A 16,034-nucleotide genomic window follows, 5' to 3' on the forward strand; every position below is an offset into this window, starting at 1 on the left:
CATCCCAATCAGTAACGTCTCTGCCATTCCGCATCGCTCATCAGGGTATCTTTTTGCCCCATGAAGTAACGGTAATAGGCATCATACGCCAGCACGTTCTTCACGTAGCCGCGCGTTTCTGAGAACGGAATGCTCTCGACAAACGCCACGGCGTCGATGCGTCCGGCGCTGTTACCCAGCCAGGTACGCACGCGCCCTGGGCCCGCGTTATACGCCGCAGAGGCGAAAATGCGGTTGTTACCAAACTGCTGATAGACGTACTGCAGATAGCTGGTACCAATGTTGATGTTGGTATCCGGATCCAGCAGCTGTGATGGACTGCTGTATCCCGGGATATTAAACATCTTCACCGTATGCGTCGCCGTGCCCGGCATAATCTGCATCAGGCCGCTGGCCCCTACCGGGGAACGGACTTTCGGGTTCCAGGCGCTCTCCTGACGGGCAATCGCCATGGCGTAGCTTTGCGGAATATCTTTACCGCTGGTGTAGCGATCGAACAGATCTTTGTAGGCCAGCGGGAAACGTTCTTCGAGATGATCCCACAGCTTACCGGCGATCGTCGCCTGAACGCTCAGATCCCACCAGTGGTTATCAAAGGCGTAACGGGCAAGCTGGGCTTTCTCATCCGTAGTGCGGCTGGTGACCAGATTCGCCCACTCGCTACGGGCGGTGTTGTCCATATTCCAGTACATCAGCTCGCGCACGCGCGCCATTTCCGGCCCCTGGGTCAACGCCGGGCTGGCGTTACCCGGCGCTTTATCAATGCGGAAGGTGTACTCCTCACCCAGACGCTGCGCGGCCACCATCGGGTAGAAGCCTCGCTGCTGCATCAGCGCGTGGAGGATCTCTTTGGCTTCGTCATCGCGTCCCCGCTCCATCAGCAGATCCGCCTGCCAGTAGCGCCATTCGTCTTTCTCTTTGGCTTCCATCGGCAGACGCGCAAGCCAGGTATTGAGGCCTTTACGATCGCCCGTCCCCAGCGCCATGCGCACGCGACGTTCCACCAGCGACGTGGAGTTGGAGCGCATAATGGCATCGTCCCGCCAGCGGGCCTGTTCGTCGGTTACGTCCGAGCCCATCAGTCTCCACGCCACGATATCGCGCAGTTCCTGGGTTTGCTCTTCATTGAGCTGCTGTGCCTGCACCAGCTGCGGGATCATCAGCCGCGCGTTTTCGACATCGTCACGCGCCACGCTGGCAAAGGCCACCGCCGCCATCTGTCGGGTAAAATCGGTCGCTCCCGTGCTGCGGGCAAAGGTCAGAACGCTGTTGGGGTCGTTTGCCAGCGACATCACGGCCGTGGAAATGGTCTGGTAATCCGACGGCATTTGACCCGCCAGAGCCATCACCAGACGCGTGTTTCCGGCTTTCATCGCCAGACGGATACGTTCAAGGTAAGCCAGCGGATCCTGTTTACCGGAAGCACGCCAGGCACCAAAGAGCGAATCACAGGCGTTCGGCTGGCTTTTCCCGGTCAGCCACAGCTCTTTTGCCCCGGCCCAGGCTTCCTCCTGCTGACCGGTGGCCCATTTTGCATAGTAATAGTTACACTGGGCTTCCGTGGTGTTCGGTTTTTCCGGGCTGAACGCCAGCAGTCCGCGCCAGTCTTCACGACGCGCCAGCTCGTTTACAAAACGAGACTGCAGGTTCCGGGCGGGCGGCAGGGTCGGGTTCGCCTGAATGAAGTTATTCACGGTGACCGTGGGTTGATTCATGAGATCGTCAGTAATCTGGCGATACTCCAGATAGGGATAGAGAGGATAGTCTTTCAGCGTCGGCATCAACGCCTGCACAGTATCCATCTGTTTGTTGTCCCACGCCTGTTTAATCTGGGCGTAGCGGTTACGTTGTTCATCCAGTGAATCGGCATGCACCGCCTGGCTTACCGCCATTACGCATACGCTGGCCGCCAGCAGACGCCAGACCACCCGTTTGGCTTTTTCCACAAGCTCTTCCTCATTGTTTTTTCGTCAATTGCAGCGTCTTGCCACGTCAAAGTCTAATTAACTTATGCTAACCAGGCATCCCGGAACGCGCCACGTTACGGACACTTTTTTACCTTTCCTGCGCGTTTTAACACTCCCGACGTTCCTGGCTGGGATTAGGGCGGGAAAAAGGCTACACTTCGAGGCTGAAATTCCTTTTCATCACGATAAAAGAGGCGAAGTCCAACGTGGCTCAATTCGTTTATACCATGCATCGTGTCGGCAAAGTGGTACCGCCGAAACGTCATATTCTTAAAAATATCTCGCTGAGCTTCTTCCCGGGCGCAAAAATCGGTGTTCTGGGCCTCAACGGTGCCGGTAAGTCCACCCTGCTGCGCATCATGGCCGGCATCGATACAGACATCGAAGGTGAAGCCCGTCCGCAGCCAGGCATCAAAATTGGCTACCTGCCGCAGGAACCTCAGCTGAACCCTGAACACACCGTTCGTGAATCGGTTGAAGAAGCGGTATCCGAAGTGGTTAACGCGCTGAAAGGTCTGGATGAAGTGTATGCCAAATACGCCGAGCCAGATGCGGACTTCGATAAACTGGCCGCTCAGCAAGGCAAATTTGAAGAGATTATCCAGGCGCACGACGGTCACAACCTGAACGTGCAGCTGGAGCGCGCCGCTGACGCCCTGCGTCTGCCGGACTGGGATGCGAAAATCGCCAACCTCTCCGGTGGTGAGCGTCGCCGCGTGGCGCTGTGCCGTCTGCTGCTGGAAAAACCAGACATGCTGCTGCTCGACGAACCCACTAACCACCTGGATGCGGAATCCGTGGCGTGGCTGGAACGCTTCCTGCACGACTTCGAAGGCACCGTGGTGGCGATCACCCACGACCGTTACTTCCTCGACAACGTGGCGGGCTGGATCCTGGAGCTGGACCGCGGCGAGGGTATCCCATGGGAAGGCAACTACTCTTCATGGCTGGAGCAGAAAGATCAGCGTCTGGCGCAGGAAGCGTCTGCTGAAGCAGCACGCCGTAAGTCTATTGAGAAAGAGCTGGAGTGGGTACGTCAGGGCACGAAGGGCCGTCAGTCTAAGGGCAAAGCCCGTCTGGCACGCTTCGAAGAGCTGAACAACACCGAATACCAGAAACGTAACGAAACCAACGAACTGTTTATTCCACCTGGCGCGCGTCTGGGGGATAAAGTGGTCGAAGTCAGCAACCTGCGTAAATCTTACGGTGACCGCGTGCTGATCGACGATCTCTCCTTCTCCGTACCGAAGGGTGCCATCGTCGGTATCATCGGTCCGAACGGCGCGGGTAAATCCACCCTGTTCCGTATGATGTCCGGTCAGGAGCAGCCAGACAGCGGTTCTATCACCCTGGGTGAAACGGTGAAACTGGCGTCCGTTGACCAGTTCCGTGACGCAATGGATAACAGCAAAACCGTGTGGGAAGAAGTGTCCGGCGGGCTGGATATCATGCGTATCGGCAACACCGAGATGCCAAGCCGTGCCTACGTTGGCCGCTTTAACTTCAAAGGTACCGATCAGGGTAAACGCGTCGGCGAGTTGTCCGGTGGTGAGCGTGGTCGTCTGCATCTGGCGAAGCTGCTGCAGGTTGGCGGTAACGTACTGCTGCTCGATGAACCAACCAACGACCTCGACATCGAAACCCTGCGCGCGCTGGAAAACGCCCTTCTGGAGTTCCCGGGCTGTGCCATGGTTATCTCGCACGACCGTTGGTTCCTTGACCGTATCGCCACCCACATTCTGGACTACCAGGATGAAGGGAAAGTGGAGTTCTTCGAAGGTAACTTCACCGAATACGAAGAGTACAAGAAACGCACGCTGGGCGCAGACGCGCTGGAGCCGAAGCGTATTAAGTACAAGCGTATCGCGAAATAAAAGCACAACGGCAACTTCGGTTGCCGTTTTTTATGTTTGTGCCCTCTCCCCGTGGGAGAGGGTCAGGGTGAGGGCATCAGGCCACACATAATCACCCACCCACATAAAACCGCTTCACCTCATCACACTGCATCGCAAAGTCGATATAGCTCATCAGCGCAGGCGAATTGAGCTTACGGCTCGGATAGGCGAGCCAGAGATCGTTTCCTTCAACGTTCCACTCCGGTAGCACCTGCACCAGCGCCCCTTTTTCAATTTTATCTTCCAGCAAAAAAGCGGGTAAGAGTGTGATTCCCGCACCAGCTACCGCGCACTCACGAGCATACACAAGATTATCCGTCATATGCGCATTGTCCGGCAGATAGCGGTAATCCTCACTCTCGCTTTGCAGGAGCCATTCAGACCAGGCCTTGTGGGTAATACAGCGGTGATCCACCAGCTGGCGGGGATGATACAGCGGCTCCCGGCGTGCCAGATATTCCGGTGAGGCCAGCATATAGCGCGGACAGTGGCCAATCATGCGGCCAATCAGCGAGGAGTCCTGCGGTTTACCGGTACGCAGCGCCACGTCAAAGCCAGACTCCACCAGATCGAGCACATCGTCAGAAATAGAGACATCCAGCGAAACGTCAGGATAGCGGAGCTGAAACTCGGCATTCAGGTGTGCCAGTAACGTCGCGCCAATGCCCGCCGGGCAGGTGATACGAAGCCGCCCGCTGGGGTTTTCACGCAGCCGCTGAATGGCATACTCCGCCCTTTCGCTGGCCGCCAGCATCTCGCGACAATGCACCAGATAGTGCTCCCCCGCAAAGGTCAGATTCAGCCTGCGCGTGGTGCGGTTTAGCAGGCGGATCCCCACCTGCTGCTCAAGCTGGCTAATCCGCTGGCTAACGCTGGATTTCGGCAGGTCTGCTTTCTGCGCTGCGGCGGTAAAACTCCCCATCTCCGCCACCAGCGCAAACAGCGCCATATCCTGCAGCTGTTTAAACATGATTGTTCACCCCATACGAACACTCCGTTCTTGATTGTCCATCTTATCATGCGCATGACCACTTAATAGACTAGCCTCAACAAAACGCATTCCATTGAGGAGTTGATCATGTCTGTTAAAGCCATTGCCGTTAATCCTGAAAATCCCGCAGCTTTTATTGAGATCACCCAACCGATGCCACAGCCCGGTGAACACGATCTGCTGGTGGAAGTAAAAGCCGTTTCCATCAACCCGGTCGATACCAAAGTGCATGCGAGTCTTGTTAAAAACGGCCTGCAGGCGCCACGCATTCTCGGCTGGGATGCCAGCGGTGTCGTCAAAGCGGTGGGAACAAGCGTCTGCGGCTTCAAACCGGGCGACGAAGTGTGGTACGCGGGTGATATTACCCGTCCGGGCAGTAATGCCACGCATCAGCTGATTGATGCGCGTATTGTCGGACACAAACCGACAAGCCTTGGCTGGGATGCCGCTGCCGCACTGCCGCTGACCGCGCTCACCGCCTGGGAAGGGCTGTTTGAGCGCCTGAACATTCAGAATGCCGGGTCGGACAAAACGCTGCTGATCATCGGCGGTGCCGGCGGCGTAGGCTCCCTTGCGATCCCGTTTGCGAAGCACAACAGCAAGGTCAGGGTCATCGCCACCGCGTCGCGGGAAGACTCAGCCCAATGGTGTCGCGATCGCGGCGCGGATCTGGTGGTGAATTATCGCGATCTGCAAGGTGAATTGGCCAAACAAGGCATCACCTTTGTGGATTATATTTTTATCCTCAATGATACCGATGGCCACTGGGATGCGGTCAGCGAACTGATTGCGCCGCAGGGACACATCTGCTCCATCGTCGAAAATGCGCACCCGCTGAACCAGGACAAGCTGAAATCCAAATCCGCCGCCCTGCACTGGGAATTCATGTATACCCGCAGCATGTACCAGACTGCCGATATGGCGCGTCAGGGTGAGATCTTAAACGAGGTGGCGAAGCTGGTGGATAACGGCGTGGTGGAGAGCTCGCTCAGCGAAACGCTGCACGGGCTGAGCGTGGAAAGCATTACCGAGGCCCACCGCAAAGTGCTGGACGGGCATATGCGCGGGAAGGTGGTGGTTGCGTTCTGAGTGGATAATTCCCCCTCACCCTGCCCTCTTCCCACGGAGGAGAGGGTAAAGACAGCTCCGTACGATCCCCTCTCCCCCATGGGGAGAGGGTTAGGGAGAGGGGCAAACCTGTGAATTTACCCCTGCTCCCCCATCATCTCCTTCACCAGCTCGACGCAGCGCAGGAAACGGGTGTCGTAATCCGACGCTTCAACGTGGACAAACTCCACGTTGTTCTCATGAAGCATCTCTACCAGCATCGTCTGGAACTCTTTTCTGTCCACTGAGCTACCGAGGCTGCGCATTCCGTCGGCGACCCACGGCGTGTTGTTTTCCAGCAGGATCACCAGGTCGAAGCGATATTCATCGATCAGCGCCTGTACGAACGGGTGCTCGCGTCCTTCATACTTCTTACAGAAAGCTTGTGTGGTGACAAAATCGGTGTCGATGAAGGCCACTTTGTTGGCGTATTTCACCGCGAAATCAATGTACTGAGCATGGCCTAGCGCGATTTTGTCGTAATCAGAATACTGCAGCGCCATCTCGTCTCCCCCCAGATGGGAAAAGACATAATCACGTCCGTATTCCCACGCGCTGGTGGTATTGAAGATATTTGCCAGCTTGTTAACCAGCGTCGATTTCCCGCTGGATTCACCGCCCAGAATCGCAACTGTGCGCACAAAGAACGGCTTCACTTCGGTCGGGATGTAATCCCAGTAGCGGAACGGGTTTTCGCGGATCTGCGCCCCGCTGATGTTCATGAATGTACGCTTCGGATCGATCAGCACCGTTTCAATGCCCAGATGCTCGCGGAACTGCGGTGCGTCGGACTCTTCAGAGGTGTAGATCCAGTTGGGCGCAATGCCCTTCTCTTCCATAAACGCTTTAATGCCGTTGCTCCACACGTCCCAGCCGTGTGGATACGGCTCCATGCCCTCTTCGTTAAAGGCATGAATGCGAATGTTTTTCTGATATTTGAAGGTCTGAAGCAGCCAGCGCAGGCGATCCGGCACCGTCGGCTGCTGCGACATGGCGCTATCTTCGAACAGCTGACGGTCACGGGTTTCATCGTAACCCATGATGATGTGCAGCTCGTCGACCTGGCTACAGGCGCGCTGGATCAGGTAGATATGGCCGGTATGCAGCGGGTAAAACTTACCAAACACCACGCCGATGTTCTTTTGCATACGCGGGAATTCAAGCCCCAGAAAGCGATGTAACGCTTCCAGCTTTTGCGCGCTGGGGCTTTTGATTTTGGCGTTCAGCAACTGGCTAAGATAGCCTTTCGTCATGCCGCTGGCGTCAGCCACCTGCTGTAGCGTGCAGCCTTTCTGACGGATTGCGGTCTTGATGTAGTCAAATGATGACATAAATTACGATGCCTCCTGCAAAATCGAATACGTAATTATAAGTCGTCAAAGACATTTAACGCATCTGCGAGTTTTTTAACGCCAAAGACCTGCATCCCTTCGGGGATCTTCTTCGGCACGTTGGCCGCCGGCACAATCGCCCGGCGGAAGCCATGTTTCGCCGCCTCGGAGATGCGCTCCTGGCCGCTGGGCACCGGGCGGATCTCCCCGGCCAGCCCCACTTCGCCGAAGACCACCAAATCCTGCGGCAGCGGTCTGTCACGCAGACTGGAGACCATCGCCAGCAGCAGCGCCAGATCGGCACTGGTCTCTGAAACTTTCACGCCCCCGACCACGTTGACGAAGACATCCTGATCGGCCATTTGCAGGCCACCATGACGGTGTAGCACCGCCAGCAGGATCGCCAGACGGTTCTGTTCCAGACCGACCGCCACGCGCCGCGGATTACCCATCATCGAGTGATCCACCAGCGCCTGAATTTCAACGAGCAGCGGGCGCGTCCCCTCCCACAGCACCATCACCGAACTGCCGGAGGTGACTTCATCTCCCCGGCTCAGGAAGATGGCCGACGGGTTGCTGACTTCGCGCAGCCCCTGCTCGGTCATGGCAAATACGCCCAGTTCATTCACCGCACCAAAGCGGTTTTTATGGCTGCGCAGGGTACGGAAGCGGGAGTCTGCGTCGCCGTCGAGCATCACGGAGCAGTCGATACAGTGCTCTAGCACTTTCGGCCCCGCCAGCGAGCCGTCTTTGGTGACGTGGCCGACCATCACAATTGCCACGCCGCGCGTTTTGGCAAAGCGCGTCAGGTAGGCCGCCGTTTCACGCACCTGCGCCACGCTGCCCGGCGAGGACTGAATATCCGCCATGTGCATCACCTGGATGGAGTCAATCACCATCAGCTTCGGCTGCTCTTCTTCGGCGATCATGCAGATCTGCTCGATGCTGGTTTCCGACAGCATGTTCAGGTTGCCGGTCGGCAGGCCCAGACGGTGCGCGCGCATCGCCACCTGTTGCAGAGACTCTTCGCCAGTGACGTACAGGGTTTTCATCTGCTCGGCGAGCTTGCAGAGCGTTTGCAGCAGCAGGGTCGATTTACCCGCTCCCGGGTTACCGCCGATTAGGATCGCACTGCCCGGCACCACGCCGCCGCCAAGCACGCGGTCAAACTCTTTGAAGCCGGTGGAGAAGCGCGGCAACGCTTCCAGACTGATCTCTGACAGTTTTTGGACTTTTGCCACACCGGCATTACCCGCATAGCCGCTCAGGCGTTCATTGCGGGCCACGCTCGGCGAAGCCGCCACACCACGCACTTCGGTGATGGTGTTCCAGGCATGACAGGCGCTGCATTGCCCCTGCCAGCGCGGATAATCCGCACCACATTCATTACAGACAAATGCGCGTTTTGGGGCTTTAGCCACGGTTTACCTCGTTATTTCAGTGCGGCCTGCGCGCCGGGTGACGCTAACGCTTACCCGGCCTACAATCGCATACCGTTATTTCTGATTCAGGCTGCCGGAGAGGATGCAGAACACCCCCATCAGGTCAGCGTGACGGATTGTCACTTCCGTCTTTTCATTCACTTTTGGCTTGGCATGGTAGGCAATGCCAAGACCGGCAACTTTGATCATCGGCAGATCGTTTGCGCCATCGCCAATGGCAACGGTCTGGGCAACCGGAATTTCATATTTCTCGGCCAGTCGGCTCAGCGTATTGGCTTTATACTGCGCATCCACGATATCGCCGAGCACCTGCCCGGTCAGCTTACCGTCCATGATCTCCAGCTCGTTGGCGACCACGGTGGTCAGATGCATTTTTTCCCGCAGGTAATCCGCGAAGAAGGTAAAGCCACCGGAAGCGATCGCCACTTTCCAGCCCAGCGACTGGAGCTTCAGCACCAGTTGCGTCAGCCCGGGCATCAGCGGCAGTTCATCGCGCACCTGACGCAGGATATTGGCATCGGCCCCTTTGAGGGTCGCCACGCGCTGTCTCAGGCTGGCAGTAAAATCCAGCTCGCCGCGCATCGCGCGCTCGGTCACTTCCGCCACCAGCTCGCCGCTGCCCGCCAGTTTGGCAATCTCATCGATACACTCAATCTGGATGGCGGTAGAGTCCATATCCATCACCAGCAGACCCGGCGTTTTCAGATGGGGGATTTTACCCAGCGGGGCAACGTCCAGCCCGGCGTCGTGCGCCAGACGCGTCGCGCGCTGCGTCAGGGAACCGGCCAGGCGAATGACCTGATAATCTTCCACACACCAGGCGGCGACAATCACCATCGCCGCACCCAGTTTAGTTTGATATTGGGTAAGGCGTTGCTTATCCAGGCCGCGTCCGTACAGCAGCCAGCCGCTACGGCCAGCGTGGTAATCCAGAGGCATCACCTCATCGCCACTTAAAGAGAGCGGCAATCCTGGCCATAAAGAGACATCCGTTGGCAGGTCGCACCAGGTAATGTTCGGCATTGAAGCTCCTGTAATTTCGTTCGCGCCGGAAGGTTCCAGAGGGAAAATAACGCATGAGGCTACCCTGTAACCATCACTTCTGGCAACATTAAGCCGTAAATTTTCAGCAGGTGGAATATGGCTCGCGCAAAACTGAAATTCCGGCTTCATCGTGCCGTGATCGTCCTTTTCTGTCTCGCCCTGTTAGTGGTGCTGATGCAAGGGGCGTCGTGGTTTAGCCAGAATCATCAACGGCAACGGAATCCGCAGTTTGAGGAGCTGGCCCGCACGCTGGCGCGTCAGGTTACGCTTAACGTCGCGCCCGCTATGCGTACCGAAACGCCGGATGACAAACGCATCAGCCAGGTTTTGCGTCAGTTAACCGAGAACAGCCGTATCCTGGATGCCGGTGTCTACGATGAAAAAGGCGATCTGATTGCCCGCGCGGGCGAGCATGTCGACGTACGCGACAGGCTGGCGCTGGATGGTAAAAAAGCCGGGGGCTACTTTAACCAGCAGATCGTCGAACCTATTCAGGGCAAAAATGGTCCGCTGGGGTATCTGCGCCTGACGCTCGACACCCATACCCTGCCCACGGAAGCCAAACAGGTGGATAACACCACCAATATACTCCGTCTGATGCTCCTGCTCTCCCTCGCCATTGGCGTGGTACTGGCCCGCACCTTGCTGCAGGGCAAGCGCACCCGCTGGCAGCAGTCGCCCTTCCTGCTGACCGCCAGTAAATCCGTTCCTGAAGACGAAGAGAGCGAAAAGAAAGATTAGTGATAAAGTAGGCTGATGATTTGGAAAAGGAACTCTGCCATGACGACGTTACGCCTGCTGCTCTCTGACTCTTACGATCCGTGGTTTAATCTTGCGGTAGAAGAGTGCATCTTCCGCCAGATGCCCGCCACCCAACGCGTGCTGTTTCTCTGGCGCAACGCCGACACGGTGGTCATTGGCCGCGCGCAGAATCCGTGGAAAGAGTGTAACACCCGGCGTATGGAAGAGGACAACGTCCGTCTGGCGCGCCGCAGCAGCGGCGGTGGTGCGGTATTCCACGATCTGGGCAATACCTGCTTTACCTTTATGGCGGGTAAGCCGGAATACGACAAGACTATCTCAACGTCCATTGTTCTCAACGCGCTCAATTCGCTCGGCGTGACGGCAGAAGCCTCCGGGCGTAACGACCTGGTGGTCAAAACGCCAGACGGAGATCGCAAAGTGTCAGGCTCAGCCTATCGCGAAACACTGGATCGCGGCTTCCACCACGGCACCCTTCTTCTTAACGCCGATCTCAGCCGTCTGGCGAACTACCTGAATCCCGACAAGAAAAAACTGCAGGCCAAAGGGATCACTTCCGTGCGGGGGCGCGTGGCCAACCTGGTTGAGCTACTGCCAGACATCACTCACGCGCAAATCTGCAAGGCGATCCAGGAAGCCTTCTTTGCCCATTACGGTGAGCGCGTAGAGGCAGAGGTGATCTCCCCGGATAAAACCCCGGATCTGCCCAATTTCGCCGAAACCTTTGCCCGTCAGAGCAGCTGGGAGTGGAACTTTGGCCAGGCGCCTGCCTTTTCGCATCTGCTAAACGAACGCTTTACCTGGGGCGGCGTGGAGCTGCACTTTGACGTAGAGAAAGGTCATATCACCCGCACGCAGGTATTTACGGACAGCCTTAACCCGGCGCCGTTAGAGGCGCTGGCGGCTCGTTTGCAGGGCTGTTTGTATCGGGCGGATATGCTGCAGCAGGAATGCGATGCGTTGATCGGGGATTTCCCGGGGCAGGAAAATGAGCTGAGGGAGTTGTCAGCGTGGATTGCACGGGCCGTGCGCTAGGTGCGGCCTGGTGCTCTCACCCCAACCCTCTCCCACAGGGAGAGGGCCGGAAGAGACAGAATTACTCTTTATCGCCCAGCAGAACGGATTCCAGCGCGATTTTGATCATGTCGTTGAAGGTGGTCTGACGCTCAGCAGCCGTGGTCTGCTCGTGGGTACGGATGTGGTCAGACACGGTGCAGATGGTCAGCGCTTTCGCACCGAACTCAGCCGCGACGCCGTAGATGCCCGCCGCTTCCATTTCCACGCCCAGGATGCCGTATTTTTCCATCACGTCGAACATCTCGCCGCCGTCCGGCGCATAGAACAGATCCGCAGAGAACAGGTTACCCACGCGAGCATCAACGCCCAGCGCTTTAGCCGCGTCAACCGCGTTACGCACCATGCCGAAATCAGCAATCGCCGCGAAGTCGTGATCTTTGAAACGCATACGGTTGACTTTGGAATCGGTGCAGGCACCCATACCAATCACCACGTCACGCAGTTTAACGTCCATGCGCACCGCGCCGCAGGAGCCAACACGGATGATTTTCTTCACGCCGAAATCAGTGATTAGCTCTTTGGTGTAGATGGAGCAGGATGGGATACCCATACCGTGGCCCATCACGGAGATTTTGCGGCCTTTGTACGTTCCGGTGAAGCCCAGCATGCCGCGAACGTTGTTCACTTCACGCACGTCTTCCAGGAAAGTTTCTGCAATGTGTTTCGCGCGCAGCGGGTCGCCCGGCATCAATACGACGTCAGCGAAATCACCCATTTCTGCGTTAATGTGAGGAGTTGCCATCTTCAGTTCCTTTTCATTGTAAATTCGCCCTCTCCCCGTGGGAGAGGGTTGGGGTGAGGGCATCAGGCCGCACCCAACATAACTCAGAACATCGCCTTGCCATATTCCATGTCAGACGTGCCAAAATATTTCGCAATCGTCTGGCCGATGTCTGCGAAGGTTTCACGGTGCCCCAGCGAGCCCGGTTTCACTTTCGGGCCGTACACCAGCACCGGAATGTGCTCACGGGTGTGGTCAGTACCGGTCCAGGTTGGGTCACAGCCGTGGTCAGCGGTCAGGATCAGAATGTCATCTTCACCCACCAATTCCATCAGCTCTGGCAGACGACGGTCGAACAGCTCCAGGCCAGCCGCATAACCCGCCACGTCGCGACGGTGGCCCCAGGAGGAGTCGAAGTCGACGAAGTTGGTGAAGACGATGGTGTTATCACCTGCTTCTTTCATCTCTTTGACGGTCGCGTCAAACAGCGCATCCAGGCCGGTGGCTTTCACCTTTTTGGTGATACCGCAGTTGGCGTAGATATCGGCGATTTTACCCACGGAAACCACGTGACCGCCTTTCTCATCAACCAGTTTCTGCAGCACGGTAGGTGCCGGTGGCTCAACGGCCAGGTCGTGACGGTTACCGGTACGCTGGAAGTTACCCGCTTTGTCGCCGATAAACGGACGCGCGATAACACGACCAATGTTGTAGCCGCCTTCGGTCAGCTCTTCACGGGCGATTTCGCACAGTTCGTACAGTTTATCCAGGCCAAACGTCTCTTCGTGGCAGGCAATCTGGAATACGGAGTCAGCTGAGGTGTAGAAAATCGGCTTACCGGTTTTCATGTGCTCTTCGCCGAGCTGATCCAGAATCACAGTACCGGAAGAGTGGCAGTTACCGAGGTAGCCCGGCAGGTTGGCGCGTTTCACCAGCTTATCAAGCAGTTCCTGCGGGAAGCTGTTCTCGTGATCGGAGAAATAGCCCCAGTCAAACAGAACCGGCACACCGGCGATTTCCCAGTGTCCAGACGGGGTGTCTTTACCGGAAGAGAGCTCATGCGCCCAGGCGTAAGCGCCCACCACTTCCGCGTTGCCGTCCATACCGGCAGCGATTTTACCGGTAGAACCTTCATGCGCTTTCACCAGACCGAGGCGGGTCAGGTTGGGCAGAGTCAGAGGGCCTTTACGACCGTTGTCCGCTTCGCCTTTCGCACAGGCTTCCGCGATGTGACCCATGGTATCGGAACCCACGTCACCAAAACGTTCTGCATCTTCGGTTGCGCCGATGCCGAATGAGTCCAGCACCATAATAAATGCACGTTTCATAATTGTTCTCCGTACGTAGTGCTAAAAATGATTGATCAGATCAGTATACCGCTATTCGGTGATACGACGATAGACCGAAGGCGAGCTTTCTGGTGCTTTATCCGCAAGCGTAATAGCCGCTTTCACCGCCTTCGCCGCCTCCTGCCAGCTGGCTTCGTCTTTGGCGTGGATCACCGCCAGCGGACGTTCTCCGTCAACGCTGTCGCCCAGACGGGCCATATCGGTAAAGCCAACGCTGTAATCAATGGTGTCCGATGCCTGACGACGGCCGCCGCCCATCGAGACCACCGCCATACCCAGTGCACGGGTGTCCATAGCAGAGACGAAACCTTCGCTATCGGCATAAACGGCTTTGCTGAGCGTCGCGGTCGGCAGGTATTTCGCGTAGTTTTCCACGAAGTCGGTCGGGCCTTTTTGCGCCGCTACCATGCGGCCAAAGATCTCTGCCGCTTTGCCGTTATCCAGCACCGCCTGCAGTTTCGCGCGCGCTTCAGCGTCGTCTTTCGCCAGTTTGCCTGAAATCAGCATCTCGACGCACAGCGCCATGGTCACGTCGAACAGTCGTGGGTTACGGTAAACGCCTGTCAGGAACTGAACGGCTTCGCGCACTTCGACGGCGTTACCGGCGCTGGAGGCCAGCACCTGATTCATGTCCGTCAGCAGTGCGGTGGTGCGCACGCCTGCGCCGTTGGCGACGCCAACGATCGCTTCAGCAAGCTGAGCAGAGAGTTCATAGGTTGGCATAAACGCGCCGCTACCCACTTTTACGTCCATTACCAGCGCGTCCAGCCCTTCTGCCAGTTTCTTCGCCAGAATAGAGGCGGTGATCAGCGGGATAGAATCAACGGTTGCGGTGATATCGCGGGTTGCGTAGAAGCGCTTGTCTGCCGGGGCAAGCGAGCTGGTCTGGCCGATGATCGCCACGCCAACGTCTTTAATAATTTCGCGGAAGCGGTTGTCATCCGGGAAGATATCGAAGCCCGGAATGGCTTCCAGTTTGTCGAGCGTACCGCCGGTGTGTCCCAGGCCGCGCCCGGAGATCATCGGGATATAACCGCCGCAGGCCGCCACCATGGGGCCGAGCATCAGAGACGTTACATCGCCTACGCCGCCGGTGGAGTGTTTATCGACAATCGGACCGTTGAGGTTGAGGCTCTTCCAGTCCAGTACGGTTCCTGAATCTCGCATCGCCATGGTCAACGAGACACGCTCAGGCATCGACATATCGTGGAAGAAGATGGTCATCGCCAGGGCTGCAATCTGCCCTTCTGAGATGGTGTTATCTCGAATGCCGTTGATAAAGAAGCGGATCTCTTCGTCGCTTAATGCATGACCATCACGTTTTTTACGAATAATTTCTTGTGCGAGAAACACGGTAACCCCCATGAGGAATCGGGTGAATGATGGCGGGTACGATATACCCGACCACGATCCTGTAGGCCGGGTAAGCGTAGCGCCACCCGGCAATTCAAACTTAGTAGCTGCTGGCGCTCTTACCGTCGCCATGACCCAGCGCTTTCAGCAGGCTTGCCAGCAGGCTGGACGCGCCGAAGCGGTAGTGACGTGAGTCCGCCCACTCTTCGCCGAACAGCTCGTCGGCAATCGCCAGGAACTGCTGCGCGTCTTCCGCAGTACGCACGCCGCCCGCCGGTTTAAAGCCCACAGTTTTGGACACGCCCATATCGCGGATCACTTCCATCATGATGCGCGCGCTTTCCGGGGTCGCATTCACCGGCACTTTACCGGTAGAGGTTTTAATGAAATCCGCACCGGCTTTGATGGAGATTTCGGACGCTTTACGAATCAGCGCTTCTTCTTTTAGTTCGCCGGTTTCGATGATCACTTTCAGCAGCACGTTTGCCGCCGCGCAGGCCTCTTTACAGGCTTTCACCAGGTCAAAGCCCACCTGCTCGTTGCCCGCGATGAGCGCACGGTACGGGAATACCACGTCAACTTCGTCTGCGCCGTAGGCAATCGCCGCGCGGGTTTCCGCCAGCGCGATCTCGATATCGTCGTTGCCATGCGGGAAGTTAGTTACGGTTGCAATGCGCACGTCCGGGGTACCCTGCTCTTTCAGCGTTTTGCGGGCAATCGGGATAAAGCGCGGATAGATGCAGACAGCGGCAGTGTTGCCCACTGGCGTTTTCGCCTGATGACACAGGGCGATGACTTTTTCATTGGTGTCGTCATCGTTCAGGGTGGTCAGGTCCATCAGTTTCAACGCGCGCAGGCTGCTTGCAGTTAAATCGGTCATAACATTCTCCAACGGCGGTGCCGTATCAATTTTACCTTGCGGGTCTGTGAGTATTCTAACATCCACCCGCATTCACACTTCGACATTCATCACAGTTAATGAAAACTACGTACAA

13 protein-coding genes are annotated in these 16,034 nt (G+C 57.0%); 4 read left to right on the plus strand and 9 right to left on the minus strand.

The window, feature by feature from the left end:
* Positions 1-8: 8 nt before the first annotated feature.
* Complete coding sequence (gene sltY, locus APU11_RS06905; RefSeq protein ID WP_013095501.1) at positions 9-1,946, minus strand: murein transglycosylase; 1,938 nt, start codon at positions 1,944-1,946, stop codon at positions 9-11.
* Positions 1,947-2,173: 227 nt separating this feature from the next.
* Here sltY and ettA point away from each other — a divergent pair, with 227 nt between their 5' ends.
* Positions 2,174-3,841, plus strand: a complete 1,668-nt coding sequence (gene ettA, locus APU11_RS06910; protein WP_013095500.1) for an energy-dependent translational throttle protein EttA — start codon at positions 2,174-2,176, stop codon at positions 3,839-3,841.
* A gap of 91 nt (positions 3,842-3,932) precedes the next feature.
* On the opposite strand, the gene APU11_RS06915 is transcribed toward ettA, so the two are convergent.
* Complete coding sequence (locus APU11_RS06915) at positions 3,933-4,832, minus strand: LysR family transcriptional regulator (RefSeq protein ID WP_047023421.1); 900 nt, start codon at positions 4,830-4,832, stop codon at positions 3,933-3,935.
* Between the two features lie 108 nt (positions 4,833-4,940).
* Here APU11_RS06915 and APU11_RS06920 point away from each other — a divergent pair, with 108 nt between their 5' ends.
* Complete coding sequence (locus APU11_RS06920; protein ID WP_058651122.1) at positions 4,941-5,942, plus strand: zinc-binding alcohol dehydrogenase family protein; 1,002 nt, start codon at positions 4,941-4,943, stop codon at positions 5,940-5,942.
* 116 nt (positions 5,943-6,058) lie between these two features.
* On the opposite strand, the gene nadR is transcribed toward APU11_RS06920, so the two are convergent.
* The 3 genes from nadR to serB all read right to left on the minus strand — a co-directional run bounded on the left by nadR (position 6,059) and on the right by serB (position 9,756).
* Positions 6,059-7,291, minus strand: coding sequence for a multifunctional transcriptional regulator/nicotinamide-nucleotide adenylyltransferase/ribosylnicotinamide kinase NadR (gene nadR, locus APU11_RS06925; protein WP_014830583.1), 1,233 nt, complete (start codon positions 7,289-7,291; stop codon positions 6,059-6,061).
* 35 nt (positions 7,292-7,326) lie between these two features.
* Positions 7,327-8,712, minus strand: coding sequence for a DNA repair protein RadA (gene radA / locus APU11_RS06930; protein ID WP_013095496.1), 1,386 nt, complete (start codon positions 8,710-8,712; stop codon positions 7,327-7,329).
* 75 nt (positions 8,713-8,787) lie between these two features.
* Positions 8,788-9,756: a phosphoserine phosphatase gene (gene serB, locus APU11_RS06935; RefSeq protein WP_058651123.1), complete on the minus strand. Its 969-nt coding sequence runs from the start codon at positions 9,754-9,756 to the stop codon at positions 8,788-8,790.
* A gap of 117 nt (positions 9,757-9,873) precedes the next feature.
* Here serB and APU11_RS06940 point away from each other — a divergent pair, with 117 nt between their 5' ends.
* Together APU11_RS06940 and lplA are read left to right on the plus strand one after the other, a co-directional pair.
* Positions 9,874-10,518 (plus strand): YtjB family periplasmic protein, encoded by a 645-nt coding sequence (locus APU11_RS06940; protein WP_013095494.1) that lies wholly within the window; start codon positions 9,874-9,876, stop codon positions 10,516-10,518.
* A gap of 39 nt (positions 10,519-10,557) precedes the next feature.
* Complete coding sequence (lplA, locus tag APU11_RS06945; RefSeq protein WP_058651124.1) at positions 10,558-11,574, plus strand: lipoate--protein ligase LplA; 1,017 nt, start codon at positions 10,558-10,560, stop codon at positions 11,572-11,574.
* A gap of 61 nt (positions 11,575-11,635) precedes the next feature.
* Here the strand turns inward: lplA and deoD are convergent, their stop codons facing one another.
* The 4 genes from deoD to deoC form a co-directional block, all read right to left on the minus strand.
* A complete protein-coding gene (gene deoD / locus APU11_RS06950) occupies positions 11,636-12,358 on the minus strand; it encodes a purine-nucleoside phosphorylase (RefSeq protein ID WP_013095492.1) in 723 nt (240 codons plus the stop codon).
* 83 nt (positions 12,359-12,441) lie between these two features.
* Complete coding sequence (deoB, locus tag APU11_RS06955) at positions 12,442-13,665, minus strand: phosphopentomutase (RefSeq protein WP_013095491.1); 1,224 nt, start codon at positions 13,663-13,665, stop codon at positions 12,442-12,444.
* A 51-nt stretch (positions 13,666-13,716) separates the two neighbouring features.
* Positions 13,717-15,039, minus strand: a complete 1,323-nt coding sequence (gene deoA / locus APU11_RS06960) for a thymidine phosphorylase (RefSeq protein ID WP_032618491.1) — start codon at positions 15,037-15,039, stop codon at positions 13,717-13,719.
* A gap of 100 nt (positions 15,040-15,139) precedes the next feature.
* Entirely contained in the window at positions 15,140-15,919 is a 780-nt protein-coding gene (gene deoC, locus APU11_RS06965) for a deoxyribose-phosphate aldolase (protein ID WP_058651125.1), read from the minus strand.
* Positions 15,920-16,034: the final 115 nt, after the last annotated feature.

The organism is Enterobacter sp. 50793107, from assembly GCF_001463365.1.
Taxonomy (GTDB): Bacteria; Pseudomonadota; Gammaproteobacteria; order Enterobacterales; family Enterobacteriaceae; genus Enterobacter; species Enterobacter cloacae.